This window comes from Amycolatopsis sp. NPDC024027 (genome assembly GCF_040638975.1).
Taxonomy (GTDB): Bacteria; Actinomycetota; Actinomycetes; order Mycobacteriales; family Pseudonocardiaceae; genus Amycolatopsis.
Window position 1 is genome coordinate 92,612 of sequence record NZ_JBEZYY010000012.1, and the last position, 24,695, is coordinate 117,306.

The window sequence follows — 24,695 nt, forward strand, 5'->3', positions numbered from 1 at the left end:
CAGCGGTCCTGCGCCGGGTGGTGCGTCCGGGTGAGGAGGGCGACGTCACGGTGTCCGGCGCTCTCCGGCTGGGTATTCCTGCCGGAGATCACTCGCACCTGTGGAGGCCCAGTGCAGCCTTGGCCCGGTTCCCCCTACCCGCTCGGGGCCGATTACGACGGCGTCGGCACCAATTTCGCGCTCTTCTCCGAGGTCGCCGACCGCGTCGACCTGTGCCTGTTCGCCCCGGACGGAACCGAGACCCGGATCCGGCTGCCGGAGGTCGACGGCTTCGTCCACCACGGCTACCTGACCGGCGTCGGCCCCGGCCAGGAATACGGCTTCCGGGTCCACGGGCCGCACGACCCCGCCGCCGGGCTGCGGTGCAATCCCACCAAGCTGCTGCTCGACCCGTACGCCAAGGCCGTCACCGGCCGGGTGGACTGGGACGAGTCCGTGTTCGGCTACCGCTTCGGCCGGCCCGAGGAGCGCAACGACGACGACTCGGCGGCGCACACCGTCCGCGCGGTCGTCGTCAACCCGTACTTCGACTGGGCCAACGACCGGCCGCCGAAGGTCCCGTACAACGAGAGCGTCGTCTACGAGGCCCACGTCCGCGGGCTGACGAAGCTCCACCCGGACATCCCGGAGGAGCTGCGGGGGACGTACTCCGGGCTGGCGCACCCGGTGATGATCGAGTACCTCAAGACCCTCGGCGTCACGGCCGTCGAGCTGATGCCGGTCCACCAGTTCCTGCACGACCACGCCCTCACCGAGCGCGGCCTCGCCAACTACTGGGGCTACAACACCATCGCCTACCTGGCGCCGCACAACGGGTACGCCGCTTCGATCATGCCCGAGACCCCGGGCAGTGAAGTGCACGAGTTCAAAGCGATGGTGCGGACGCTGCACGAGGCGGGCATCGAGGTCATCCTCGACGTCGTCTACAACCACACGGCCGAGGGCAACCACCTCGGGCCGACCCTGTCCATGCGCGGCATCGACAACCAGGCCTACTACCGGCTGGTCGAGAACGACCCGCAGTACTACATGGACTACACCGGCACCGGGAACTCGCTCAACGTGCGCCAGCCGCACACCCTGCAGCTGATCATGGACTCGCTGCGGTACTGGGTGACGGAGATGCACGTCGACGGCTTCCGGTTCGACCTCGCCGCCACCCTCGCCCGCGAGTTCTACGACGTCGACCGGCTGGCCACGTTCTTCGACCTGGTGCAGCAGGACCCCGTGGTGAGCCAGGTGAAGCTGATCGCCGAGCCCTGGGACGTCGGTCCGGGTGGCTACCAGGTCGGCAACTTCCCGCCGCTGTGGACCGAGTGGAACGGCGCCTACCGCGACACCGTCCGCGACTTCTGGCGCGGCGAGCCCTCGACGCTGGGCGAGTTCGCCTCCCGGATCACCGGCTCGTCGGACCTCTACCAGAACGACGGCCGCCGCCCGTTCGCGTCGATCAACTTCGTCACCGCGCACGACGGCTTCACCCTGAACGACCTGGTGTCCTACAACGAAAAGCACAACGAGGCCAACGGCGAGGACGGCCGCGACGGCGCCGACGACAACCGGTCGTGGAACTGCGGCGCGGAAGGCCCGACCGAGGACGAGAAGGTCCTCGACCTGCGCGCCCGCCAGCGCCGGAACCTGATCGCCACCCTGCTGCTGTCGCAGGGCGTGCCGATGCTCCTGCACGGCGACGAGTTCGGGCGCACCCAGCAGGGCAACAACAACGCCTACTGCCAGGACAACGAGCTGTCCTGGGTGGACTGGTCACTGCTGGAGCGCCACCGGGAGCTGTTCGAGTTCACCTCGGCGGTGGTGGATCTGCGCCACCAGCACCCGGTGTTCCGCCGCCGCCGCTTCTTCGCCGGCCGCCCGATCCGCCGCGGCGACGAGCTGCGCGACATCGCCTGGTTCACCCCGGCGGGCGACGAGATGACCGACCACGACTGGGAGGCGGGCTTCGGCCGCAGCATCATGGTCTTCCTCAACGGAACGGCGATCCCCGACCTCGACGCCCGCGGAGAGCGCGTGGTGGACGACTCCTTCCTGCTCTGCTTCAACGCCCACGACGACGACATCACGATGACGGTGCCGGACGGCGAATACGGCGAGGAGTGGGCGATCGTGCTGGACTCGGCCACGGGCGAGGTGTTCCACCGGGCCGTGGGCGGCATCCTGGTCGGCGGCGTGGCGGGCGACCAGCTCGCGACCCCGCGCACGATCCCCGGGCACGGCGAGCTGGTCGTCGCCGGCCGATCGCTGACCGTGCTGCTGCGCACGAAGGACCAGGAGGCGTAACCCCGGCACGCGGGGTAGCCGGATCGCGGCGGTCGGCGATCCGGCTACCCCGCGTGCACCGAAGGGGACGGCCGGCCCCCGAAAACAGGTACCGACCCCGTGTGTATCCCCGCCCGGACCGGGGTACGCGCGCGTGAACAGCCCGTTCCCCGGCCGCAGCAGGTGGGAGTCCGATGACCGACACGGTGACGCGCCCGGCTCCGATCCCCCACCGGCCGGTGTGGCGGGGCGCCAAGGGCGCGACCCTCCTCAACACGATCCGCACCACCGACCACAAGACGATCGGCGTGCTCTACCTGACGACGTCGTTCGCGTTCTTCCTGGTCGGCGGCCTGACCGCCCTGCTCATGCGGGGCGAGCTGGCCCGGCCCGGCCTGCAGTTCCTGTCGCCGGAGCAGTACAACCAGCTCTTCACCATGCACGGCACGATCATGCTGCTGCTCTACGCCACGCCGAACCTGTTCGGGTTCGCCAACTTCGTCCTGCCGCTGCAGATCGGCTCCCCGGACGTGGCGTTCCCGCGGCTCAACGCGTTCTCCTACTGGCTGTACCTGTTCGGCGGCACGATCGTGCTCTCCGCCTACGCCACGCCCGGCGGCCCGCCCGACTTCGGCTGGACCGCCTACACGCCGCTGTCCAGCGCCATCCACTCCCCCGGCGTCGGCGGGGACCTGTGGATCACCGGGCTGATCGTCACCGGTCTCGGCACCATCCTCGGCGCGGTCAACATGATCACGACCGTGGTGTGCCTGCGCTGTCCCGGGATGCTCATGTGGCGGATGCCGATCTTCACCTGGAACATCCTGTTCACCTCGATCCTCATCCTGCTCGCGTTCCCCATCCTCACCGCGGCGCTGTTCGCGCTCCTGGCCGACCGGCACCTCGGCGCGCACGTGTTCGACCCGGAGAACGGCGGCGCGATCCTGTGGCAGCACCTCTTCTGGTTCTTCGGCCACCCCGAGGTGTACGTGGTCGCATTGCCGTACTTCGGGATCGTCACCGAGATCATCCCGGTGTTCAGCCGGAAACCGCTGTTCGGCTACAAGCTCATGGTGTTCGCGACCATCGGCATCACCGGGCTGTCGGCGGTCGTGTGGGCGCACCACATGTTCGCCACCGGCGCCGTGCTGCTGCCGTTCTTCTCGATCATGACGTTCCTCATCGCGGTGCCCACCGGGATCAAGTTCTTCAACTGGATCGGCACGATGTGGAAGGGCGCGATCACGTTCGAGTCGCCGATGCTGTGGTCGGTCGGCTTCATGGTGACCTTCCTGCTCGGCGGGCTGACCGGGGTCATCCTCGCGTCCCCGCCGCTGGACTTCCACATCCACGACAGCTACTTCGTCGTCGCCCACTTCCACTACGTGCTCTTCGGCACGATCGTCTTCGCGACCTTCGCCGGCATCTACTTCTGGTTTCCCAAGATCACCGGCCGGATGCTCGACGAACGCCTGGCGAAGTGGCACTTCTGGACGACGTTCATCGGCTTCCACACGACGTTCCTCATCCAGCACTGGCTCGGCGACGCGGGCATGCCGCGCCGCTACGCCGACTACCTCTCCAGCGACGGCTTCACCTGGATGCACATGGTGTCCACGATCGGCGCGTTCGTGCTGGGCCTTTCGGTGCTGCCGTTCATCTGGAACGTCTTCAAGAGCTACCGCTACGGGGAACCGATCGCGGTCGACGACCCGTGGGGCTACGGCAACTCGCTCGAGTGGGCGACCACCAGCCCGCCACCCCGGCACAACTTCCTCGCGCTGCCCCGCATCCGGTCCGAGCGCCCGGCGTTCGAGCTGCACTACCCGCACATGGTCGAGCGGATGCGCGCCGAAGGTCACGTGACCCGGGGCCACCCCGGTGACAAGGCGTCGCCGGCGGAGGTCGTGGCCGCCGCCACCCAGCCCGCCGAGCAGGGCGAAAGCGAGGACCCCCGCGGCCGCTGACCCGGGCCCGCCGCTCCGGCGCGCGTCGCCGGGCGGCGCTGAGCACCGGAAAGCCGCCGGGGCCGGGGGGCTCCGGCGGCTTTCCGGCCTGTGCGGTCCGGGACTCAGAGGATCGGCACGCCACCCGTCACCGCGACGCGGGCCCCGGACACGTAACTGCCGTCGTCGGAGGCCAGCAGCACGTACACCGGCGCCAGCTCGGCCGGCTGGCCGGCGCGGCCCAGCGGCACCTGCTCGCCGAAGGACTTCACCTGCTCCTCCGGCATGGTGGCCGGGATCAGCGGCGTCCAGATCGGCCCCGGCGCGACGCTGTTGGCCCGGATGCCCTTCGGCCCGAGCAGCTGCGCCAGGGCCGCGGTCATGTTGGCGATGCCCGCCTTCGTCACGTCGTAGGGCAGCAGCTGCGGGGTCGGGTTGTCGGAGTTCACCGAGGAGCTGCCGATGATCGACGCCCCCGGTTTCATGTGCGGCACCGCCGCCTTGGTGAGGTGGAAGAACGCGCTGAGGTTGATGGCGAGGGTGCGGTCCCACTCCTCGTCCGGGATCTCTTCCAGGGTTTCGTGGCTCATCTGGAAGGCGGCGTTGTTCACCAGGACGTCGAGCCGGCCGAACTCCTCCACCGCGCGGGCGACCAGGGCCCGGCAGTGCGCCGGGTCGGCGACGTCACCGGGCACGACGACGGCCTTGCGCCCGGCCTCTTCGACCCAGCGCCGCGTCTCTTCGGCGTCTTCGTGCTCGTCGAGGTAGGAGATCAGCACGTCGGCCCCTTCGCGCGCGTACGCGATCGCGACCGCGCGGCCGATGCCGCTGTCCGCCCCGGTGATGAGCGCCGCCTTGCCGGTCAGCTTGCCGGAGCCGCGGTAGGTGTGTTCGCCGTGGTCGGGCCGCGGTGTCATCGCGGCGGTGGTCCCGGGCGGGGTCTGCTGCTGAGCGGGCTGCTGCGACACGGTGGCTCCTCGGGTACGGGAATGGATCTCCCTCCCGTGTTCCCGGCGCCACGCGGATCATTCTGTCATCTTGATGATGACTTGCTACTTGTCATCGTTTGGATGACATGCTAGAACGGTAGTGCGTGTTGACACCCACCGTCGAAGCCAGAAGGAGGACACCGATGTTGATGCGCACCGACCCGTTCCGTGAGCTGGACCGCCTCACCCAGCAGGTCCTCGGCACCGCCGGAACCTGGTCGAAGCCGGCCGCGATGCCGATGGACGCCTACCGCGCCGGCGACGAGTTCGTGGTCTGCTTCGACCTGCCGGGCGTCGCCCCGGACGCCATCGACCTCGACATCGAGCGCAACGTGCTGACGGTCAAGGCCGAGCGCCGCCCACTCCCCGGCGGGGACGACGTCGAGATGCACGTCTCCGAACGGCCGCTGGGCGTCTTCTCCCGCCAGTTGTTCCTCGGCGACGGCCTCGACACCGACCGCATCGCCGCCGACTACGAGGCAGGCGTGCTGACGCTGCGCATCCCGGTCGCCGAGAAGGCCAAGCCGCGCCGCATCGAAATCGGCGGCGACCGGTCCGACCGCAAGGAAATCCGGGCCTGACGGGCGGCCCGATGAACGACCAGGCGCGCGCCGCGGCGGAGCGGATCTTCGCCGCGGCCGCGGAACTCGGCACCACCCGCCAGGAGGCGATCCTCGTGACCCGGGCGGTCCACGCGGTCAAGAAGGGCCGCCCGACCGAGGTCGCCCTCACCGACACCCCGCAGCACCGGCGGCGCAAGCTGGCCCACGTCGCCGGCTGCGCGCTGTGGGACCCGGCCCTCGACGCGGACGAAGTGCTCGCCGCCGTCACCACCGCGGGACGGACGGTCCCCCGCGAGCGGCAGCCCTCGGCGGCCGCCTGAATCCCGAGCCGTCGCTACCCGTCCGCTTCGGTCCGCCGCACGGTCACCGCCGGCCCGATCCCGGTGCCGGACAACGGCGTCGAGCCGAACCAGTCGAGGCACACCACCATCGCGTCGTCCTCGGCCTGGCTGCCGTGGCGGCGGGTGGACAGCTCCCGCAGCACCGCGCCCGGCACGTGGGCCGCCGGCAGTTCCGCCGTCGCCGTCACCGCTTCGGCGAGCTCGCGATCCCCGTAGCGCTCGCCGTGCGGGCCGAGCGCGTTGTAGACGCCGTCGCTGACGAAGACGAACCGATCACCGTCGGCCGCCTGGAAGCCCTCCACCGTGTAGATCGTGCCGTCGAACGTGCCGAGCGGGAGCTGTTCGTCGAAGAGGATCCGCTCCGCCTTCCCGTCCCGCAGCCGCCAGAGCCGCGGCGAGCCGGCGTCGACCACGGCGACCGCACCGGTGCCGAGGTCGAACTCCAGCAGCAGCGCGGCCACGTGCTCGGCGCCGCGGTAGTGCGCGTAGAGCGCCTGGTCGGCGAGTTCGGCCTGCGCGTCGAGCGGGATCCCGGCGCGCCGGGCGTTGCGCAGCGCGTTCACCGCGAGATTCGTCAGCAGCGCCGCTTCGCTGCCCTCCCCCATGCCGTTGATCAGCGTGACCGCGAGCTTCCGGGCGGACGCCGACCAGTCGAAGCAGTCCCCGTAGATGGCGTAGGCGGGCTCCAGCTGGCCGCCGAGCGCGAATTCGGCGCGGGTGCAGGCCCGCCCGGGCAGTAGCTGCCACTGCATTTCCGCGGCCAGCGTCAGCCGCGAAGACCGCCGCGCCTGGATGTAGAGGTCGGTGTCCCGATCGGCGACGAACAGCTCGTGGGCCACCGCTTCGGCGAACCGCTGGAGCTCGGCCCACACCGGCGGTTCGGGTTCGCCGGGGAGGGTGACGGCCAGCACGCCGAGCCGGTCGCCGCGGACGCTGACCGGCAGGAAGCCGGTGACCTGGTCGCCGTCGTGGGTGAACGTCGCCGCCTGGGCGAGGAACGCCGCCCCCGGGGGCGTGCCGTCGACCGGAATCGGCTCCGCCGTGTAGGGCTGCTCGCCCACCTGGCAGAGTTCCGTCAGTGCGTAGTCGGCCATCAGCAGCTCGACCGCCAGCGTGCCGAAGTGCTCGCCGAGGCCCGAGCGCAGGGCACGGGGCAGGTCGTGCGGCGGTACGTCACGAAGGAGACGTTCCACCGCCAGGGATCTGTCCAACGCCTGCCTCCTGCTCACGGGCCCGCCCGCGCCGGCGCCGGGTCGGTTCTGTCGAGTCTGCGCCGCTCCGGCGCGCCGGTCCACGGCGAGTCGCGTGAGCTGTGCTGCCGGTTCAGCATAGGGATGCCAGAGTGGACGCCGTGGATCGATCCCGCGAGCAGCCCGGCCTGGACGGGACGGCTGCCGTGTCGGAGCTCGCCCGCCTCCTGGAGGCGGTGGTCGAGGGCGAGCGGGACGTGTCGCCGCGTCCGCTGTCGGTGTCGCAGCTGCGCGCGGTCGTCGCGCTGGATCGCCACGACGGGGTCAACCTGCGGCAGCTGGCCGAGCAGCTGGGCTCTACGCCGCCACTGGTCAGCAGGCTCTGCGACCGGCTGGAGGCGGTCGGGTTCCTCGAACGCCTGCCCAGCGCGCGCAGCCGGCGGGAGCTGACGCTGCGGCTGTCCGACCGCGGGCGCGCCTACCTGCAGGACCTGCGGGCGCGACGGCGGGACCGGGTCGAGGCGCTGGTGGCGAAGATGAGCCCCGCGGGCCGGACCGCACTGGCCGCCGGGCTGCAGGAGTACCGGGCCCTCGCGGAGGCGGCCGGGGACCCCCCGGATTTGCATTCCTGATACAACTGTTGTTATATGGCAATAATCAGGCCGGCGTACAGCAGAGCGCGCCCCGAACACCGGAGGAGAAGTCGGTGCTGGGCACGGACGACAGCCAGGTCCGCACGGTCTTGGCGCGCATGCTGGAAGAAGACCGGGCCACGCTGGCCCGCGACTGGGCCGGGCAGGAGCCGCGCGAAGGCGACCGGACCGGGCAGGAGCTGCGGCGCGAGGCCGTCGAACTGCTGGAGGCCCTCCGGGCCGCGCTGGGCGGCACGCTCCCGGTGTCCCGGATCGTCGACCAGGATCCCGCGGTGCGGGACGCGCTGACGTCGCTGTCGGAGCGCCGGGCCCGCGCGGGCGCCCAGCCGTCGGCCACCGCCATGGCGATCCTCGCGCTCAAGCGCACGATGCTGAGCGCGATCGAGCGGCACACCGACGATTCCGCGCTGCGCTACCGGGCCGCGCTGCTGGTCAACGAACTGCTCGACAGCGCGGGCGTGCTGACGTTCGAGGTCTACTCCGCCGGTCGCGAGCGGATCATCCGCGAGCAGCACAGCCAGATGCTCGAGCTGTCCACGCCGGTCGTGCGGCTGTGGCGCCACGTCCTCGCGGTGCCGCTGATCGGCACGCTCGACAGCGCCCGGACCCAGGTCGTGATGAACAACCTCCTGGAGTCGATCCAGGCCAACGAGGCGCGGGTGGCGATCATCGACATCACCGGCGTCCCGACCGTCGACACCGCGGTCGCGCAGCACCTGCTGCAGACCGTCAGCGCGGTCCGGCTGATGGGCGCGGAATGCGTGATCAGCGGCATCCGGCCGTCGATCGCCCAGACGATCACCCAGCTGGGCATCGACCTCTCGCACATCGTCACCCGCGGCTCGCTGGCCGACGCGCTGGCGACCGCGATGCAGCTGCTCGGCGACAACGGCCGCCCGGGGGCGGTGACCGGGTGAACACCGGCGTGCCGATCCTGCGGCTCGGCGACATCCTGCTCGGCGGGCTGCTGAGCGACCTGGACGACAAGACCGCGCTCGCGTTCACCGACGAGCTGACCACGCGGATCGCGAACGAGAGCATCCGCGGCGTCATCGTCGACATCTCCCGGCTGGAGATCATCGACTCGTTCATCGCCCGGGTGCTCATGCAGCTGGCCGGCACCGGGCGGCTGCTCGGCACGCGGATGATCGTGGCGGGGATGCGCCCGGCCGTCGCGCTGACGCTGACCGAGCTCGGGCTCCAGCTGACCGGCGTGCAGACCGCCCTCAACGCGGAACAGGCGATGGAGCTGCTGGGCTGGCGCCGCCCCGCCGGAGAAGCGCCCCATGCTTCCTGACGAACGGACCATCCCGTCCGGCGAGCACCCGGTCCGGGTGGAGGAGGACCTCCTCGCGGCCCGGCACGCGGTGCGGGCGGCCGCGGTCGCCGCCGGGTTCACCATCGTCGACCAGACGAAGATCGTGACCGCGGCCAGCGAGCTGGTCCGCAACGCCTACATCCACGGCGGGGGCGGCACCATGACCGTCGAAGCCGTGCGGGACCCGGGCGGGCGGCTCGGGCTCCGGCTCCGGGTGCGCGACGAGGGGCCCGGGATCGCCGACGTCGAGCAGGCGATGACCGACGGCTTCAGCACCGGCGCGGGGCTCGGGCACGGCCTCGGCGGCACCCGGCGGCTGGTCGACGAGTTCGACCTCGACACCGCGCCCGGCCGTGGCACCACCGTCACCGTCGTGCGCTGGAAGCCATGACCGCGACCATCGCCGGCCTGACGCGCCAGATCCGCGTCGACCACCCGAGCGCCGGGTACGCCGCCGCCCGCGTCGCCCGCGAAACCGCGCGCGAAGCCGGGTTCGCGGGTGTGCTCGCCGACCGCGCCGCGGTGGTGGCGGCCGAGCTCGCCGGCAACATCGACAAGCACACCGGCGGCGGCTCGGTGTTCTTACAGCTCACGCTCACCGGGCGTGGCGTCGACGTGCTGGCCGCCGACGACGGCCCCGGCATGACCGACCTCGACCACTGGCTGCTCGACGGCAACACGACCACCGCCACGATGGGCACCGGCCTCGGCGCGGTGAAGCGGATGGCGGCCGAGTTCCGGATCACGTCCTCGCCCACGGCCGGGACCCTCGCCGCCGCGCGCCTGCTCGACCCCGCCGTGCCACCGCCCCGCCGCGCGATCGGGCACTTCCGCCTGCCGCGCGACGGCGAGGAGTACTGCGGTGACGCCGTCGCGCTGGCCGACGTCACCGGCAGCCGGACCGCCGTCGTCGCCGACGGGCTCGGCCACGGTCCCGACGCCGCCGAAGCCGCGGACGCCGCGCTGCGCGTGTTCACCGAAAACCCGGACCGCCCGCTGTCCCACCAGCTGACGAACATGCACCGCGCGCTGCGCACGACCCGCGGCGCGGCGGTCGCGCTCGTGCGGATCGCGCCGCGGCGGCTCGAGTTCTGCGGCGTCGGCAACGTCAGCGGCGCGAGCCTCGGCGCCGGGCCGTCCCGGCTGCTGCTCAGCACCCCCGGCATCGTCGGGTTCACCCTGCCCTCGGCGCCGGTGCGGCACCTGACGCTGGCCGACGAGGACGTCGTCGTCCTGCACACCGACGGCGTCGGCACCGGCTGGCGCGTCCCCGGCCGGGCCCCGGACCTGCTGCTGCTCGCCGCGGACCTCGCCCACCGGCACCGGAACGCCCGCGACGACGCGGCGATGCTCGCCCTCAGCGCGGACCGGTCCGCCTGATGCGCCCCGACCTGGCCCGGATCCGGCGGCGCCTCCGCACGGCCTGCACCGAGGCCGGCGTGCCCGCCGACGACCGCGGGCGGCTGGTCCTCGCCGTCACGCTGCTCGCCGAGCCCGCCCTCACCGCGGGTGAAACGGTGGACGTGGCGACGGCGGCGTCGGACCGGCGGCTCGCCGTCACCGTGCAGCTCGACCACGCCGTCAGCCAGGGCAGCCGCAACGCCCTGCCGCTGCTGCCCGAGCGCGGCGACGGCCGGACGCTGACCTGGCACCTCACCGGCGGCGGACCGGCGGCCCCGGCCGACCCCGACGACGACCGGGCGACGCGCGAAGAGATGCTGGCGCTGGTGGCCCGGGCCGACACCCTCGCGCACGAACAGCGGAACCTCAAGCACGAGATCGCGGAGACCAACAGCGGCGTGCTGGCGATGTACGTCGAGCTCGAACAGCGCGACGAGCAGCTCCGCCGGGCGCACGCGGCCATCTTCCGCGAGCTGGAGGACGCGCTGCGCCCGCGGCCGCCGGTGGTGCCGGGCCTGGAGCTGGCCGTCCACTATTCGCCGACCGACCAGGACTCCCCGACCGGCGGCGACCTGTACGACTGGTTCGTGCTTCCCGACGGCCACGTCCACGTGACCCTGGTCGACGCGGTCGGCCACGGTGTCACCTCGACCCGGCACGCCCTGACGGTCACGCACGCCATCCGCACGCTCGCCCTGGAGGGCCACCCGTTCCGCGACCTGATCGCGCACGCGTCCCACACCCTGGCGGCGATCGAACCGGGCCTGATGGCCACGGTCCTGCTGGCCCGGATGGACCCGGCGACGGGCCGCACCCGGTTCGCGAACGGCGGCCACCCGGAGCCGGTGCTGGTCACGGCGGCCGAGCCGGCGCGGCTGCTGCCGGCGCCGGTGCCGGGCCGCGGGGTCGGCTTCCCCGACCCGGGCAGCCGCGAGCTGGTCGACGTGGTCCTGGCCGAGGGCGACACGGTGCTGCTCTACACGGACGGCCTGGTGGAGAGCCGCAAGGACGTCGACGAAGGCCAGGCCCGGCTGTTGAAGCTGGCGGAGGCCCACCGGAGCCGGCCGGTGGCGGGCCTGCCGCGCGAGCTGGTGACCCGGATGCACGACGTGGTGCTGCACGCCGACGACACGGTCGTCCTGGCGCTGCGCCGGACCGCCGCGCCGTAAGCCGCGGTTAGCCCCACCGGACCCGGGTAAGCGCCGACGACCCGTCGGAAGGAGGCGCTGTGCGTGCGATGGTGTACCGCGGGCCGTACAAGGTCCGCGTCGAAGAAAAGGACGTCCCGGCGATCGAGCATCCCGGTGATGCGATCGTCCGGGTGGAGCTGGCCGCGATCTGCGGTTCGGATCTGCACCTGTACCACGGGATGATGCCGGACACGCGGGTCGGCATGACCTTCGGCCACGAGTTCATCGGCGTGGTCGAGGAAGTCGGCTCCGGCGTGCGGAACCTGCAGCGTGGCGACCGCGTCATGGTGCCGTTCAACGTCTTCTGCGGGACGTGCTGGTTCTGCGCGCGGGGGTTGTATTCCAACTGCCACAACGTCAACCCGAACGCCACCGCCGTCGGCGGCATCTACGGCTACTCCCACACCTGCGGCGGGTACGACGGCGGGCAGGCCGAGTTCGTCCGGGTGCCGTTCGCCGACGTGGGGCCCACGGTGATCCCGGACTGGCTGGACGACGAAGACGCCGTCCTGCTCACCGACGCGCTCGCCACCGGCTACTTCGGCGCCCAGCTCGGCGAAATCGCCGAGGGCGACGTCGTGGTGGTGTTCGGGGCCGGGCCGGTGGGCCTGTTCGCGGCGAAGTCGGCGTGGCTGATGGGCGCGGGCCGGGTGATCGTCATCGACCACCTGGAGAACCGGCTGGAGAAGGCGCGCACCTTCGCCCACGCCGAGACCTACAACTTCACCGAGTACGACGACATCGTCGTACACCTCAAGAAGCTCACCGATCACCTCGGCGCCGACGTCGCCATCGACGCGGTGGGCGCGGAGGCCGACGGCAACCTCACCCAGCACGTCACCTCGGCCAAGCTGAAGCTGCAGGGCGGCTCCCCGGTGGCGCTCAACTGGTGCATCGACGGCGTCCGCAAGGGCGGCACGATCTCGGTGATGGGCGCCTACGGCCCGATGTTCAGCGCCGTCAAGTTCGGCGACGCGATGAACAAGGGCCTCACGCTGCGGATGAACCAGTGCCCGGTGAAGCGGCAGTGGCCGCGGCTGTTCGAGCACATCCGCAACGGCTACCTCAAGCCGAGCGACATCGTCACCCACCGGATCCCGCTCGAGCACATCGCCGAGGGCTACCACATCTTCTCCGCCAAGCTGGACGGCTGCATCAAGCCGCTCATCGTCCCGAACGCCGGCTGAGGAAGGAACGACCATGACCTACACGTCGGAGCGGCCGCCGATCGCCGAGTCGAGCGACAGCCTGCGCGCGCGGATCCCGGGCTGGGGCGCTGACCTGGACCCGAAGGACCGGCCGTCGGTGCCGAAGCTGCGGTGGCAGGAGGACAAGACCGGCGCCCACTGGGAGTTTCCCGAGCGGCAGCCGGAGAAATGGCCGCGGGAACGCTCGATCGAGCACGAGTTCCTGACCCCGGTCTTCGGGACGTCCTGTCCCCCGAAGGGACTTTCCGGTGTCCTGCGCCGGTTTTCCTACCGGAAGTACAGCGAAGGGCGGGCCGCGCACTGGCTGCTCCTGCTGGCCGCCGACCGGGTGGACGCCTGGGAGAGCCACCTGCGCTCGTTCGCCACGCTCCGCCCGGACAACCCGGTCACCGAGACCGGCGTGCTGAGCGAGTTCACCCGGCACGGTTTTTCTTCGCGGGCGGGGAAGAACCGCGCGGACGTCAAGCACCACCTGGCGGACCCGATCATCGTCGCCGGTCCCTGGGTGCTGGCGGCGGGCCTGGTGTATTCGGCGGCCCGGAAGGTGCTGCGGTGGCGCCGCCGCTGATCGCCCGGCTCGCGGCGGCGGGGCTCCTCGCGCTCGCCGTCGCGGCCGGTGCCCCGGCGGACCGGCCCGCGGCCACGCCGGGGAAAGCGCACGGCGTCGCCGTCGACGGCAAGCTCACGACGAAGGCGGGAGTCCGGGAAGAACGAGGGGTTGCCGCGGGCAGGCACGGTTGACGGCCGCCTGACTCATTGAAGCCCGTTGGTCAGCGAAAGGTTGAACGTGTACCGGGACGCCCGGTACACGTGCCACCCGTACTCGACCACCCGGCCGGAGTCGTCGTAGGTCGTGCGCTGCATCGTGAGCAACGCCGCACCCGGCTCCTCCCGCAGCAGTTCCGCGTCCTCTTCGGTCGCGAGCCGGGCGCCGATGTTCTGCTCGGCCGCGTGCAGCCGCACCCCCGCCGACCGCAGGAGCTGGTAGAGCCCGCGCTCGCGCAGCTCGTCGTCGTCGGCATCGAGAACGCCGTCGGGCAGGTAGTTGTTCATCAGGGCGAGCGGCTCGCCATCGGTCGAGCGGAGCCGCTTCAGCCGCCGCACGTGCGTCAGCCCGGGCGCTTCGAGCAGCTCGGCCACCTCGGCGCCGGCCTCCTCGACCCGGTTGACCAGCACCGCCGACTCCGGCTTGCCGCCCAGCCCGGCGAGGTCGTCGAACAGGCTGCTCAGCCGCAGCGGCCGGGCGACCTTCGTGCGGACGACCTGCGTGCCGATCCCGCGCCGCCGCACGAGCAGGCCCTGGTTGACCAGCGTCTGGATCGCCTGGCGGATCGTCGGCCGCGACAGGCGCAGCTTCGCGGCGAGGTCGACCTCGTTGCCCAGCCGCGCCCCCGCCGGCAGCCTGCCGTCCTCGATCGCGGCGTGCAGCTGCCGGGACACCTGGAAGTACAACGGCTCGGGGCTGCCCGGATCCAGGACGATCTCACGCCCCGCGTCCCAGGCCGGGAAGATCACGTCCGGCTTGCTCATCCGCGAAGCCTACCGCCTCCGCGCCACCTGTTGGGATGACGTGTTGTCCATATGTCTTGACAAAGTCTTCCTGCGCTGGAATCGTCGGCGACAGGGGCACGAAGGGCGTGTCCGGGCAACAGCGGGGAGCGGACCTGTGACCGACGTGGTGCGGCGCATCGTCGCCCGGCGCGTGCACGACCCGGGAGCGATCGCCGAGGCGGCCGCGAACCGCATCCGCGCGGGGTCGCCCTTCAACGACAAGGGCCGCACCATGATCATCGCGGCGGACCACCCCGCCCGCGGCGCGAACGCGGTGGGCGGCAACCCGTCGGCGATGGCCGACCGCGGCGAGCTGCTGGAGCGGCTGTGCCTGGCGCTGGAACGCCCGGGCGTCACCGGCGTGCTGGCGACCGCGGACGTCATCGACGACCTGCTGCTGCTCGGCGTGCTCGACGGCAAGACGGTGATCGGGTCGATGAACCGCACCGGCCTGGCCGGGGCGAGCTTCGAGATCGACGATCGCTTCGCCTGCTACGACGCCGAAGCGATCGAGCGGATGCGCTTCGACGGCGGCAAGACGCTGACCCGGATCTGCCTGGAGGACCCGGCCACGCCCAGCGTCCTGGAGAACACCGCGAAGGCGGTCAACGACCTGGCCGACCGCAAGCTGATGGCGCTGGTCGAGCCGTTCCTGTCGAGGTGGGCCGACGGGCGCGTGCAGAACGACCTCTCCCCCGACGCCGTCATCAAGTCGATCACGATCGCCGCCGGCCTCGGCCGCTCGTCGGCCTACACGTGGCTCAAGCTCCCGGTCGTGGACGACATGGAACGCGTCCTCGCGTCCTCGACGCTGCCGGCCGTCCTGCTCGGCGGCGAGGTGAAGGACCCGGACGCGGCCTTCGCCGCCTGGCAGCGGGCCCTGACCCAGCCGACCGTGCAGGGCCTGGTCGTCGGCCGGTCGCTGCTCTACCCCCACGACGGCGACGTCGCCAAGGCCGTCGACACCGCGGTGGGCCTGCTGTGAACCCGCCCCACCGCACCGGCGCCACTACCCGGAGGAACCCCGTGCACACCATCGAACACTGGATCAACGGCACCGCGACACCGGCGGGCTCGACCCGCACGGCGCCGGTCTACGACCCGGCCACCGGGCAGCGGCAAGCGTCGGTTCTCCTCGCCGAAGCGTCCGATGTGGACACCGCGGTCACGGCCGCGGGCAAGGCCTTCGAGTCCTGGGGCAGTTCCTCGCTGTCCCAGCGCACCAAGGTCATGTTCGCCTTCCGCGAGCTGCTGGTGCGGCACGAAGACGAGCTCGCCCGCATCATCTCCGCCGAACACGGCAAGGTGATCGAGGACGCCCGCGGCGAGATCGTCCGCGGCCGCGAGGTCGTCGAGTACGCCTGCGGCATCGCCGACGCGCTCAAGGGCAGCTTCTCCGACCAGGTCTCCCGCGACGTCGACGTGCACGACTTCCGCCAGCCCCTGGGCGTGGTCGCCGGGATCACCCCGTTCAACTTCCCGATCATGGTGCCGCTGTGGATGCACCCGATCGCCATCGCCACCGGCAACACCTTCGTCCTCAAGCCGAGCGAACGCGACCCGTCGGCCTCGAACTTCGTCGCGCGGCTGTACGCCGAAGCCGGGTTGCCCGACGGCGTCTTCAACGTCGTGCACGGCGACAAGACCGCGGTCGACGCGATCCTCGACCACCCCGGCATCGCGGCGGTGTCCTTCGTCGGCTCGACACCCATCGCCAAGTACGTCCACGAACGCGGCACCGCGGCGGGCAAGCGCGTCCAAGCCCTCGGCGGCGCCAAGAATCACGCGGTCGTCCTGCCCGACGCCGACCTCGAGTACGCCGCCGACCACCTCACCGCCGCCGCGTTCGGCTCGGCCGGCCAGCGGTGCATGGCGATTTCCGTCGGCGTCGCCGTCGGATCGGCGGGCGACAAGCTGGTGGAGATCCTCGAACGCAAGGCCCACGAGGTGAAGGTCGGCCCCGGCACCGACCCGGCCAGCGACATGGGACCGGTCGTCACCGAGGCCGCCCGCGAGCGCGTGGTGCACTCCGTCGCCCGCGGCGCGGAGCAGGGCGCGAAGGTCGTCGTCGACGGCCGCGACCTGAAAGTCGAAGGCCACGAGGAAGGCTTCTTCGTCGGCCCGTCCCTGCTGGACGCCGTCACCCCCGAAATGGACGCCTACCGCGAGGAGATCTTCGGCCCGGTGCTGGCGATCGTCCGCGCCGGAACGCTCGACGAGGCGATCGCCGTCATCAACGCCAACCCCTACGGCAACGGCACCGCCGTCTTCACCGCCAGCGGCGAAGCGGCGCGCAAGTTCCAGCGCGAGGTGAAGGTCGGCATGATCGGCGTCAACGTGCCGATCCCGGTCCCGATGTCGTACTACTCCTTCGGCGGCTGGAAGGATTCCCTCATCGGCGACAGCCCGATCCACGGCCCCGCGGGCGTCCGCTTCTACACCCGCGCGAAGGTGGTCACCACCCGCTGGCCGCACTCCGAGGCCGCCTTCAACTTCCCCACGTCCAGCTAGGACGCCGTCCGGTAAGTGATCAGTTCAGAATGAACTGGCGTGTCGGCTTTGCTCGTGGGCGCGACCGGAACCGTTGAGCCCGGTGCATCCCAGGCGCCTCCACCATCCGGGGCGGCGTGGCATCGGAGGGAACCAACTGCCCACCGCCCTGTTCGGAGCCTCGGGCGCCACCTGCTGGCGGCGGTCGGCCGAGTGGCACGAGGCCGGTGCCTGGCGGCAACTGTACGAGCGGCTGCTCGCCGAACTACGCGCCGCTGGCCTGCTCGACCTGACTGACCGCCAAATTGGTCGGCTCCACTCACCTGCTCTCCTCAACAGGGGGGACCACACCGGGCTGAGCCCGTACCGCCGCCTGATCCACGCCCGCGGCAATGCTCCACTCCTCGCCCGCCGCGTCGAGCATGGCTCCGGCCTGGGCAAAGTCCGCTGGCCGCCCGAAGGCACCTTCGCCTGACCGAACGAAGAGCCGACCTCCACCAAGCCATCCTCAGTCTGGTGTGCTCGATCATCTGCCTGCGCAAACTCATTCTGAACTGATCACCAAGTGACCTAGCCGGGGCCCGGTTGGATTGCGGCTGAAGTCTGCTCGGCGCACTGTTTCCGCATCTGATGCAGCATTTGTACGTCCCTCGAGAGGGACGCGGTCGAGCCCGCACCCGGCCTGACCGTGTCCGCGGCGACAAGGCCTTCTCTTCGCGGACGATCCGCGAACGTCTGCGCGACCGTGGCATTACCGCAGTAATCCCCGAGCCCACTGACCAGGCCGGGCACCGCAAACGCCGCGGTTCCCGCGGCGAGCGACCACCCGCCTTCGACGCGGTTGACTACCACGGTCGCACGTCGTCGAACGACGGTTCAACCTGCTCAAACAGTGGCGTGGCCGGGCCACTCGCTACGACAAGCTCGCCATCGTCTACCGATCAGCAGTCATCCTCCACACCGTGATCACCTGGACCAAGACATTGCCAGACACGCCCTAGCCGGGGCCCGGTTGGATTGCGGCTGAAGTCTGCTCGGCGCACGTCGGCTCGGTCGTTCGGAAGCCTCAGCAGGCGAAGGTGCGTTCCACGCCCGGCGGAAGCTGCCAACACCGCTCCACGTCTACCCACGGCGGCCACAACCGGAACATTCTTCTCCGTTTTCCGGTACCGTGGCGGCAGCCTGCCGAAGGAGGCCGCTGTGGGATACCGAGTCCCCTTCCCGAAGAACGCCGTCAACCGCTTCAACACCTGCGTCGGCGCGCTCCGGACGTCGCCGCGCTGGGGGCCGATGGTCCGCCGGCACCTCACCGAGATCACCTACACGGGCCGGCGGTCGGGGCGCACCTTCAGCACTCCGGTCGCCTATCGGCGCGCGGGCGAGGTCGTCACCATCGGCGTGCAGATGCCCGATGCCAAGTCGTGGTGGCGCAACTTCACCGGTGACGGCGCCCCGCTCACCCTCGAACTCGGCGACACCGGCCGCACCGGGCACGCGGTCGCGCGCCGCGATGCGAAGGGCCGGGTCACCGTGACCGTCCACCTCGACGGCGAAGCCTAGCCCGGCTGCGCGGCCATCCCGTGCCAGAGCAGATCGGCGAGCTCCGCCGCATCGCCCTTCCAATCCCCGTCCGGGTCGAGCCACAGCAGGCCGCCCAGTCCCCGCATGACCAGCACCGGGGTCAGGCCCGGCCGGACCGTGCCGGCCGCCACGTTGGCTCCGAGCATCGCCGACACCGCGCCGAGCATGTCCTCGTAGGCGTCGCCCGGCAGCTCGCCCCGGAACGCCGTCGCGGTCCGCAGCGCGTCGGCCAGCCCCTTCTTCGTCATCATGTAGTGGGCGACGTGGTCGGTCACCCAGACCCGGAAGGCTTGGTCCGGGGCGTGCTTCTCCAGCAGCACCGGCACGACTTCCACGATGTGCCGGACCTCGCGCCGGTAGACCGCCAGGATCAGCGACTCCGGCGTCGGGAAGTGCCGGTAGACCGTGCCGACGCCGACCTCGGCCTGCTTGGCGATCGCGTTGAACGAGACCTCGCCCGTGTCGGCCAGCGAGGCCGCCGCGGCGGCGAGGATGCGCTCGTGGTTGCGCCGCGTGTCCGCGCGGCGCGGGCTGACCGATCCGGTCGTCATCGTTCCTCCCGGTGGTCGTGCCGTCCCGCTGAATCTAGCCGAGCGCTGGAGCAACTCCAGCCTCTGTGGTTCGTTGCCAAGCGGATTGTAATCCGCTAGCCTCGCGACCGAGTGAAGCGGATGAGTATCCGCTCCCGCCCTTCACCGCCCCACCACACCGTCGGGCAGTTCGCCCGGCTCCGCGGAAAGAGACCAGTGGAAATCTCACTCCAAGTCAACGGCAAAACCGAACACCTGGACGTCGATCCCGGCGTCACGCTCCTGGACGCCCTGCGCGAGCGCCTCGCCGTCACCGGCCCGAAGAAGGGCTGCGACCGCGGGCAGTGCGGCGCCTGCACCGTGCACGTCGACGGCCGGCCCGTGCTGTCGTGCCTCACCCTGGCCGCCACCGTCAAGCAGCCGGTGACCACCGTCGAAGGACTGTCCACTGAGGACGGGCTGCACCCGGTGCAGCAGGCGTTCGTCGACCAGGACGCCCTGCAGTGCGGGTTCTGCACCGCCGGGCAGATCATGTCGGCGGTCGCCGCCGTCGAGCAGGACGTCGACGACGTGCGGGAGTTCATGTCCGGCAACCTCTGCCGGTGCGCGGCCTACCCGAACATCGTCAAGGCCGTCGAGCAGGCGAGGCGGGCCGATGCGTCCCTTTGAGCTGACCGCACCCACCACCGTCGAAGCGGCGGTCGCCACGCCCGGCACGTACCTGGCCGGCGGGACGACCCTGGTCGACCTCATGAAGCTGGACGTCCTGACGCCGGACCACGTCCTGGACATCAACGACGTTCCGCTGCGCGGCATCGACACCACGGACGGGCTGCGCTTCGGCGCGCTCGAGCGGATGGCCGCCGTCGCCGCACACCCCGGCGTCTACCCGGCGATTTCGCGTGCCCTGCTGCTGAGCGCGTCCCAGCAGCTGCGGAACATGGCCAGCATCGGCGGGAACCTGCTGCAGCGCACGCGCTGCTCGTACTTCCGCGACGTCGCCATGCCGTGCAACAAGCGCGTTCCGGGCAGCGGCTGTTCCGCGATCACCGGCGCGAACCGGATGCACGCCATCCTCGGCACCAGCGAGTCGTGCGTGGCGACGCACGCCAGCGACGTCGCCGTCGCCCTGGTCGCCCTCGACGCCCGCCTGCGGCTGGCGGACGCGAGCGGCACCCGCGAGGTCGCGCTCGGCGACTTCTACCAGCTGCCCGGCGACACCCCCGCCGTGGAGAACGACCTGCGCCCCGGCGAACTGATCACCGAGGTCATCGTGCCGCGGCTGGACTGGGCCGCGAACTCGACCTACGTCAAGGTGCGGGACCGCCAGTCCTACGAGTTCGCGCTGTGCTCCGCCGCCGTCGCGCTGGACGTCCGGGACGGGGTCGTCGCCGACGCCCGCGTCGCGGCCGGCGGCGTCGGGACGGTGCCGTGGCGGCTGCCGGCCGTCGAAGCGGCCCTGCGGGGCGGCCCGGCGACCGAGGCCGCCTTCGAAGCGGCCGCGGCCGCGGCCGTCGACGGCGCACAACCGTTGTCCGAGAACGGGTTCAAGGTGACGCTGCTGCAGCGGACCATCATCCGAGCGCTGCTCGAACTGACCGAGGGGAGCTCCCGATGATCACCCGGCTGGACGCGCCGCTGAAGGTCACCGGCGAGGCCAAGTACGGCGCCGACCACGCTTTTCCGGGCATGGTCTACGGCTACGTCCTGCTCAGCACGATCGCGCACGGCGAGATCGAGGCCGTGGACGCCACCGCGGCGAAGAGCGCACCCGGCGTGCTCGAGGTCTACACGCCGTTCGACCCGCTGACGCTGCAGACGCCGAGCATGCCGCCCTTCGGCGAGACGTGGGTTCCCTTGCAGAGCAAGGAAGTCACCTACTACGGCCAGCCGGTCGGCTTCGTCGTCGCGGAGACGTTCGAGCAGGCCCGGGACGCCGCGACCCTCGTCGAAGTCGCCTACCGCGAGCGGCCCGCCCGGACCTCGCTCGCCGAACACCTCGGCTCGGCCGAACCCGCGCCCCCGGCCATGGACGGCGCACCGCCGGAAATCGAGGTGCTCGAAGACGGCGTCGAATCCTTCGATGCCGCCCTGGCCGCGAGCCCGGTGGTCGTCGAGGCGACCTACACGACCGCGACGCAGAACCACGCCGCGATGGAGCCGCACTCCGCGGTCGCGGTGTGGGACGACGGCGAGCTGACCGTCTACAGCGGGAACCAGGCGTCCCACATGCAGGCGGCCGAACTGGCCACGGCGCTCGACCTGGCACCGGAAGCCGTCCGCGCGGTCAACCCGTTCGTCGGCGGCGCGTTCGGCGGCAAGGGCCGGACGTCCACGCCGGCGTTCCTGGCCGCGGCCGCGGCCCGCGCCCTCGGCCGGCCGGTGAAGGCCGCGCTCACCCGCGAACAGGTCTTCACCGCCACCGCCGGCCGGGCCGCGACGGTGCAGAAGCTCGCGCTCGGCGCTGAGCCGGACGGCACCCTGGTGGCCCTGCGCCACGACTCGTGGTGCCACACCGACACCGCCCGGTCGTTCGTCGAACCGACGTCGCACGGCACCTCGCGCGAGTGGTACGCCACGAAGAACCTGTCCATCTCCCAGAAGATCGTGCCGCTGAACGTCCCGCCGACGACGTTCATGCGGGCTCCCGGCGAGGCACCCGGATCGTTCGCGCTGGAGAGCGCGGTCGACGAGCTCGCCGTGAAGCTGGGCATGGACCCGATCGAGCTGCGCGTCCGCAACAACTCGACCGCCCCGCCCGGCCACGACCTGCAGTGGTCGAGCAAGCACCTCGACGAGTGCTTCCGCATCGGCGCGGACCGCTTCGGCTGGGCGCACCGCCCGGCGGGCTCGCGCACCGACGGCGACTGGCTCGTCGGCATGGGCGTGGCCACCGCGGTGTTCCCCGCCCTGCGGTTCCCGGCCACCGTCGGCATCACGCTGCGGGCGGACGACACCGCCGTCGTCGCGACGAGCGGCGCCGACCCCGGCACCGGCCTGCTGACCGTGCTCTCCCTGGTGGGCGCCGAATCGCTGGACATCCCGGCGGACCGGATCACCCCGCGCCTCGGCGACTCGGCCCTCCCGCCGGGCGGCATGTCCGGCGGCTCGACGGCGACGGCGAGCGCCGGCACGGCGATCATGCTCGCCGCCACCAAGGCGATCGACGAACTGACCGCGCTCGCCGCCGACCCCGGCGCGCCGTTCGACGGGCGGCAGGTCACCTACGCCGACGGCCGCGTCTTCGCCGACGGCGAGTCGATGACCTTCGGCGAGCTGCTGCGGACCGTGGGGCGCGAAACGCTCGAGGTGACCGGCACGTCGGCGCCCGGCGAGGAGCTGACCAAGCACTCGTTCGCCTCGTGGGGCGCCCAGTTCGTCGAGGTCCGGGTGCACAAGTGGACGCGCGAGGCCCGGGTGTCGCGGATGCTCGGTGTGTTCGACGCGGGCCGGATCATCAACGACAAGGCGGCCCGCAGCCAGATCATGGGCGGCATGATCTGGGGTGTCTCGGCCGCGCTGCACGAGGGCCTGGAGATCGAGGCGAACGGCCGGCTCGCCAACGGCGACTTCGCGAGCTACCTGCTCCCGGTCAACGCCGACATCCCCGAGGTCGGCGTCCACTTCGTCGAGTACCCGGACACCCTCCACAACGCGGTCGGCGCGCGGGGCCTCGGCGAGATCGGCACGGTCGGCATGGCGGCGGCGGTCGCCAACGCCGTGTACAACGCCACCGGCATCCGGGTCCGGCACATCCCGATCACCATCGAGGACCTCCTCGAAGGCTGACGGCGTGGGCAGGGCGTCCCCGGACGCCCTGCCCGCACCGCACCGGGAATTCACGGTGCCGCCCCTGCTCGGTCGATCCGGGGCGGCGCCGTTATCCATCCGCGACAACCTCGGAGACGGAACGCCCATGACGGCGGCCCGTCCGCGGTCCTAGGCTGACGGGCGCTTCCCCCGACAGTCCACGAAGGGACCCCCCGCATGTCCGACCCCGTCGTCCCCACCACGTCCGGCGCGGTCCGCGGTCAAGTCACCCCTGCCGGCGTGGTGCTCTTCCGCGGCATCCCGTACGCCGCCGCGCCCGACGGCGAGCTGCGCTTCGCCGAACCCGTCCCGGCCCCACCGTGGGAGGGCGTCCGCGAGACGCGGAGACCCGGACCGACGGCGCCGCAACGCCGTCACGACGTGCCCGGCCTCGACCTGACCCCGCTCTCCGGCACCGGCTGGCGCCCGGGGCCGGAGTACCTGACGGTCGACGTCTGGACGCCGCAGCCGGGCGCCGCCTCCCTGCCGGTGCTGGTGTTCGTGCACGGCGGCGCGTTCCTCGGCGGCACCGGGTCCGCCGCGGTCCACGACGGCACGGCGTTCGCCCGCGCCGGCGCGGTGCTGGTGACGGTGCAGTACCGCCTCGGCATCGACGGGTTCCTCCCCCTCGACGGCGGGGCGACCAACCTCGGCCTGCGTGACCAGCTCGCGGCGCTGCACTGGGTGCAGGAGAACATCGCCGCGTTCGGCGGCGACCCCGCCAACGTCACCCTCTTCGGCGCGGCGTCGGGGGCCGTCAGCGTCGCCTGCCTGCTCGGCTCGCCGCTGTCGGCCGGGCTCTTCCACCGCGCGATCGTCCAAAGCGGACACCCGGACATGGTGCGCGACACCGTCCAGGCCCGGCGGCTGGCCAAGGTGGTCGCCGACGAGCTCAAGGCGGAACCGACGGCGGAGGCCTTCCGCAAGGTGTCGACCGAGCAGCTGCTCGACGCCCAGGACGCGGTCCTCCGCCCGGGCGGCGCGCCCGATCTGCGCGACGCACTGGGCTACGACCGCGGCTACGGCCTGAGCCCCTTCCTCCCGATGGTCGGCGACGACGTCCTGCCCCAGCACCCGGCCAAGGCGATCAAGGCGGGCGCGGGCCGGGACGTCGACCTGATCGCCGGCAGCTGCAGCGAAGAGATGCGGCTCTACCTGGTGCCGACGGGTGCCCTCGAAGCGGTCACCGACGACCAGGCGGTGGCCTCCCTGGCGGTCTCGCACCCGGACCCGGCGGGCGTGCTGTACGCGTACGGCCTCGGGTCGGGCCGCACGGCGGGCGAGGTTCTGGTCGAGGCCCTGACGGACCTGGTCTTCCGCGACGGCGTGCGCGACCTCGCCGAGCACCACACCGGCCGGACGTTCAGGTACGAGTTCGAGTGGGGCTCGCCGCTGCTCGAAGGCCGGCTGGGTGCGTGCCACGGGCTGGAGCTGCCGTTCGTGTTCGGAGCGCTGGACACGCTTTCGGGGCCGCGGGGCCTGCTCGGCGAGAACCCACCGCACGAGCTGGCGGCCGAGCTGAACGGCGCCTGGCACCGCTTCGCCACGACGGGTTCGCCGGGCTGGGCGGAGTACACCGGCGAGGACACGATGTTCCACGCGTACTGACGGCGCGACGCGGGCCGGTCGAGCGGGGGTGTCCCGCCGCCGCCAACGCACC

At 71.6% G+C, this 24,695-nt stretch carries 24 protein-coding genes and 2 pseudogenes; 22 read left to right on the forward strand and 4 right to left on the reverse strand.

Features of this window, described 5'->3' with window-relative positions:
* Positions 1–111: 111 nt before the first annotated feature.
* Complete coding sequence (gene glgX / locus AB0F52_RS27475) at positions 112–2,295, forward strand: glycogen debranching protein GlgX (protein ID WP_360176904.1); 2,184 nt, start codon at positions 112–114, stop codon at positions 2,293–2,295.
* 173 nt (positions 2,296–2,468) lie between these two features.
* Positions 2,469–4,241, forward strand: a complete 1,773-nt coding sequence (gene ctaD / locus AB0F52_RS27480) for a cytochrome c oxidase subunit I (RefSeq protein ID WP_360176907.1) — start codon at positions 2,469–2,471, stop codon at positions 4,239–4,241.
* A gap of 104 nt (positions 4,242–4,345) precedes the next feature.
* Here ctaD and AB0F52_RS27485 read toward each other — a convergent pair whose 3' ends face one another.
* The gene (locus AB0F52_RS27485) at positions 4,346–5,188 is read right to left on the reverse strand and encodes an SDR family oxidoreductase (RefSeq protein ID WP_360176910.1); all 843 of its coding nucleotides are present in this window, start codon (positions 5,186–5,188) and stop codon (positions 4,346–4,348) included.
* A gap of 164 nt (positions 5,189–5,352) precedes the next feature.
* On the opposite strand from AB0F52_RS27485, the gene AB0F52_RS27490 reads away from it, so the two are divergent.
* Both AB0F52_RS27490 and AB0F52_RS27495 read left to right on the forward strand, forming a co-directional pair.
* Positions 5,353–5,790, forward strand: a complete 438-nt coding sequence (locus AB0F52_RS27490) for an Hsp20/alpha crystallin family protein (RefSeq protein WP_360176913.1) — start codon at positions 5,353–5,355, stop codon at positions 5,788–5,790.
* 11 nt (positions 5,791–5,801) lie between these two features.
* On the forward strand, positions 5,802–6,092 hold the full coding sequence (locus tag AB0F52_RS27495; RefSeq protein WP_360176916.1) for a hypothetical protein: 291 nt from the start codon (positions 5,802–5,804) through the stop codon (positions 6,090–6,092).
* 14 nt (positions 6,093–6,106) lie between these two features.
* On the opposite strand, the gene AB0F52_RS27500 is transcribed toward AB0F52_RS27495, so the two are convergent.
* Positions 6,107–7,324 carry a PP2C family protein-serine/threonine phosphatase gene (locus AB0F52_RS27500; protein ID WP_360176919.1) on the reverse strand — a complete coding sequence of 406 codons (1,218 nt, stop codon included), beginning with the start codon at positions 7,322–7,324 and terminating at the stop codon, positions 6,107–6,109.
* Between the two features lie 185 nt (positions 7,325–7,509).
* Here AB0F52_RS27500 and AB0F52_RS27505 point away from each other — a divergent pair, with 185 nt between their 5' ends.
* The 9 genes from AB0F52_RS27505 to AB0F52_RS27545 all read left to right on the forward strand — a co-directional run bounded on the left by AB0F52_RS27505 (position 7,510) and on the right by AB0F52_RS27545 (position 13,814).
* Positions 7,510–7,935, forward strand: coding sequence for a MarR family transcriptional regulator (locus AB0F52_RS27505; RefSeq protein ID WP_103339965.1), 426 nt, complete (start codon positions 7,510–7,512; stop codon positions 7,933–7,935).
* Between the two features lie 74 nt (positions 7,936–8,009).
* Positions 8,010–8,873 carry an STAS domain-containing protein gene (locus AB0F52_RS27510; protein WP_360176922.1) on the forward strand — a complete coding sequence of 288 codons (864 nt, stop codon included), beginning with the start codon at positions 8,010–8,012 and terminating at the stop codon, positions 8,871–8,873.
* Complete coding sequence (locus AB0F52_RS27515) at positions 8,870–9,253, forward strand: STAS domain-containing protein (protein ID WP_360176925.1); 384 nt, start codon at positions 8,870–8,872, stop codon at positions 9,251–9,253. The genes AB0F52_RS27510 and AB0F52_RS27515 overlap by 4 nt, the downstream gene beginning before the upstream one ends.
* Complete coding sequence (locus AB0F52_RS27520; RefSeq protein WP_360176928.1) at positions 9,243–9,665, forward strand: anti-sigma regulatory factor; 423 nt, start codon at positions 9,243–9,245, stop codon at positions 9,663–9,665. Before AB0F52_RS27515 ends, AB0F52_RS27520 begins: the two co-directional genes overlap by 11 nt.
* Positions 9,662–10,654, forward strand: coding sequence for an ATP-binding protein (locus AB0F52_RS27525; protein ID WP_360176931.1), 993 nt, complete (start codon positions 9,662–9,664; stop codon positions 10,652–10,654). Before AB0F52_RS27520 ends, AB0F52_RS27525 begins: the two co-directional genes overlap by 4 nt.
* A complete protein-coding gene (locus tag AB0F52_RS27530) occupies positions 10,654–11,844 on the forward strand; it encodes a PP2C family protein-serine/threonine phosphatase (RefSeq protein ID WP_360176934.1) in 1,191 nt (396 codons plus the stop codon). Before AB0F52_RS27525 ends, AB0F52_RS27530 begins: the two co-directional genes overlap by 1 nt.
* A 68-nt stretch (positions 11,845–11,912) precedes the next feature.
* Positions 11,913–13,052, forward strand: a complete 1,140-nt coding sequence (locus AB0F52_RS27535) for a zinc-dependent alcohol dehydrogenase (protein ID WP_360177532.1) — start codon at positions 11,913–11,915, stop codon at positions 13,050–13,052.
* A 13-nt stretch (positions 13,053–13,065) separates the two neighbouring features.
* Positions 13,066–13,641, forward strand: a complete 576-nt coding sequence (locus AB0F52_RS27540) for a hypothetical protein (RefSeq protein WP_360176937.1) — start codon at positions 13,066–13,068, stop codon at positions 13,639–13,641.
* Positions 13,626–13,814, forward strand: coding sequence for a hypothetical protein (locus tag AB0F52_RS27545; RefSeq protein ID WP_360176940.1), 189 nt, complete (start codon positions 13,626–13,628; stop codon positions 13,812–13,814). The genes AB0F52_RS27540 and AB0F52_RS27545 overlap by 16 nt, the downstream gene beginning before the upstream one ends.
* A 12-nt stretch (positions 13,815–13,826) precedes the next feature.
* Here AB0F52_RS27545 and AB0F52_RS27550 read toward each other — a convergent pair whose 3' ends face one another.
* The gene (locus AB0F52_RS27550) at positions 13,827–14,603 is read right to left on the reverse strand and encodes a GntR family transcriptional regulator (RefSeq protein WP_360176943.1); all 777 of its coding nucleotides are present in this window, start codon (positions 14,601–14,603) and stop codon (positions 13,827–13,829) included.
* Between the two features lie 136 nt (positions 14,604–14,739).
* On the opposite strand from AB0F52_RS27550, the gene AB0F52_RS27555 reads away from it, so the two are divergent.
* The 5 genes and pseudogenes from AB0F52_RS27555 to AB0F52_RS27575 all read left to right on the forward strand — a co-directional run bounded on the left by AB0F52_RS27555 (position 14,740) and on the right by AB0F52_RS27575 (position 18,674).
* Positions 14,740–15,609 carry an aldolase gene (locus tag AB0F52_RS27555; protein WP_360176946.1) on the forward strand — a complete coding sequence of 290 codons (870 nt, stop codon included), beginning with the start codon at positions 14,740–14,742 and terminating at the stop codon, positions 15,607–15,609.
* A gap of 41 nt (positions 15,610–15,650) precedes the next feature.
* Complete coding sequence (locus tag AB0F52_RS27560; protein WP_360176949.1) at positions 15,651–17,135, forward strand: CoA-acylating methylmalonate-semialdehyde dehydrogenase; 1,485 nt, start codon at positions 15,651–15,653, stop codon at positions 17,133–17,135.
* 34 nt (positions 17,136–17,169) lie between these two features.
* A pseudogene (locus tag AB0F52_RS27565) lies at positions 17,170–17,672 on the forward strand (hypothetical protein).
* A gap of 299 nt (positions 17,673–17,971) precedes the next feature.
* Positions 17,972–18,115 (forward strand): annotated as a pseudogene (locus AB0F52_RS27570) (IS5/IS1182 family transposase); the annotation flags it as partial.
* A 199-nt stretch (positions 18,116–18,314) separates the two neighbouring features.
* Positions 18,315–18,674, forward strand: coding sequence for a hypothetical protein (locus tag AB0F52_RS27575; RefSeq protein ID WP_360176952.1), 360 nt, complete (start codon positions 18,315–18,317; stop codon positions 18,672–18,674).
* Here the strand turns inward: AB0F52_RS27575 and AB0F52_RS27580 are convergent.
* Entirely contained in the window at positions 18,671–19,246 is a 576-nt protein-coding gene (locus tag AB0F52_RS27580; RefSeq protein ID WP_360176955.1) for a TetR/AcrR family transcriptional regulator, read from the reverse strand. The genes AB0F52_RS27575 and AB0F52_RS27580 overlap by 4 nt on opposite strands.
* Before the next feature lie 195 nt (positions 19,247–19,441).
* On the opposite strand from AB0F52_RS27580, the gene AB0F52_RS27585 reads away from it, so the two are divergent.
* The 4 genes from AB0F52_RS27585 to AB0F52_RS27600 all read left to right on the forward strand — a co-directional run bounded on the left by AB0F52_RS27585 (position 19,442) and on the right by AB0F52_RS27600 (position 24,643).
* Positions 19,442–19,894 carry a (2Fe-2S)-binding protein gene (locus AB0F52_RS27585; protein ID WP_360176958.1) on the forward strand — a complete coding sequence of 151 codons (453 nt, stop codon included), beginning with the start codon at positions 19,442–19,444 and terminating at the stop codon, positions 19,892–19,894.
* Positions 19,881–20,843 carry a xanthine dehydrogenase family protein subunit M gene (locus AB0F52_RS27590; protein ID WP_360176961.1) on the forward strand — a complete coding sequence of 321 codons (963 nt, stop codon included), beginning with the start codon at positions 19,881–19,883 and terminating at the stop codon, positions 20,841–20,843. Before AB0F52_RS27585 ends, AB0F52_RS27590 begins: the two co-directional genes overlap by 14 nt.
* Positions 20,840–23,014, forward strand: a complete 2,175-nt coding sequence (locus tag AB0F52_RS27595) for a xanthine dehydrogenase family protein molybdopterin-binding subunit (RefSeq protein ID WP_360176964.1) — start codon at positions 20,840–20,842, stop codon at positions 23,012–23,014. The genes AB0F52_RS27590 and AB0F52_RS27595 overlap by 4 nt, the downstream gene beginning before the upstream one ends.
* A gap of 198 nt (positions 23,015–23,212) precedes the next feature.
* Positions 23,213–24,643 carry a carboxylesterase family protein gene (locus tag AB0F52_RS27600; RefSeq protein WP_360176967.1) on the forward strand — a complete coding sequence of 477 codons (1,431 nt, stop codon included), beginning with the start codon at positions 23,213–23,215 and terminating at the stop codon, positions 24,641–24,643.
* The last annotated feature ends 52 nt before the right edge of the window (positions 24,644–24,695 follow it).

Bases quoted from the DNA above. Each gene is read 5' to 3' on its own strand.
- ctaD (WP_360176907.1), top strand. From the start codon at position 2,469: ATGACCGACACGGTGACGCGCCCGGCTCCGATCCCCCACCGGCCGGTG.
- AB0F52_RS27490 (WP_360176913.1), top strand. From the start codon at position 5,353: ATGTTGATGCGCACCGACCCGTTCCGTGAGCTGGACCGCCTCACCCAG.
- AB0F52_RS27530 (WP_360176934.1), top strand. From the start codon at position 10,654: ATGCGCCCCGACCTGGCCCGGATCCGGCGGCGCCTCCGCACGGCCTGC.
- AB0F52_RS27540 (WP_360176937.1), top strand. From the start codon at position 13,066: ATGACCTACACGTCGGAGCGGCCGCCGATCGCCGAGTCGAGCGACAGC.
- AB0F52_RS27525 (WP_360176931.1), top strand. From the start codon at position 9,662: ATGACCGCGACCATCGCCGGCCTGACGCGCCAGATCCGCGTCGACCAC.
- AB0F52_RS27495 (WP_360176916.1), top strand. From the start codon at position 5,802: ATGAACGACCAGGCGCGCGCCGCGGCGGAGCGGATCTTCGCCGCGGCC.
- AB0F52_RS27550 (WP_360176943.1), bottom strand. From the start codon at position 14,603: ATGAGCAAGCCGGACGTGATCTTCCCGGCCTGGGACGCGGGGCGTGAG.
- AB0F52_RS27535 (WP_360177532.1), top strand. From the start codon at position 11,913: ATGGTGTACCGCGGGCCGTACAAGGTCCGCGTCGAAGAAAAGGACGTC.
- AB0F52_RS27520 (WP_360176928.1), top strand. From the start codon at position 9,243: ATGCTTCCTGACGAACGGACCATCCCGTCCGGCGAGCACCCGGTCCGG.
- AB0F52_RS27590 (WP_360176961.1), top strand. From the start codon at position 19,881: ATGCGTCCCTTTGAGCTGACCGCACCCACCACCGTCGAAGCGGCGGTC.
- AB0F52_RS27595 (WP_360176964.1), top strand. From the start codon at position 20,840: ATGATCACCCGGCTGGACGCGCCGCTGAAGGTCACCGGCGAGGCCAAG.
- AB0F52_RS27580 (WP_360176955.1), bottom strand. From the start codon at position 19,246: ATGACGACCGGATCGGTCAGCCCGCGCCGCGCGGACACGCGGCGCAAC.
- AB0F52_RS27600 (WP_360176967.1), top strand. From the start codon at position 23,213: ATGTCCGACCCCGTCGTCCCCACCACGTCCGGCGCGGTCCGCGGTCAA.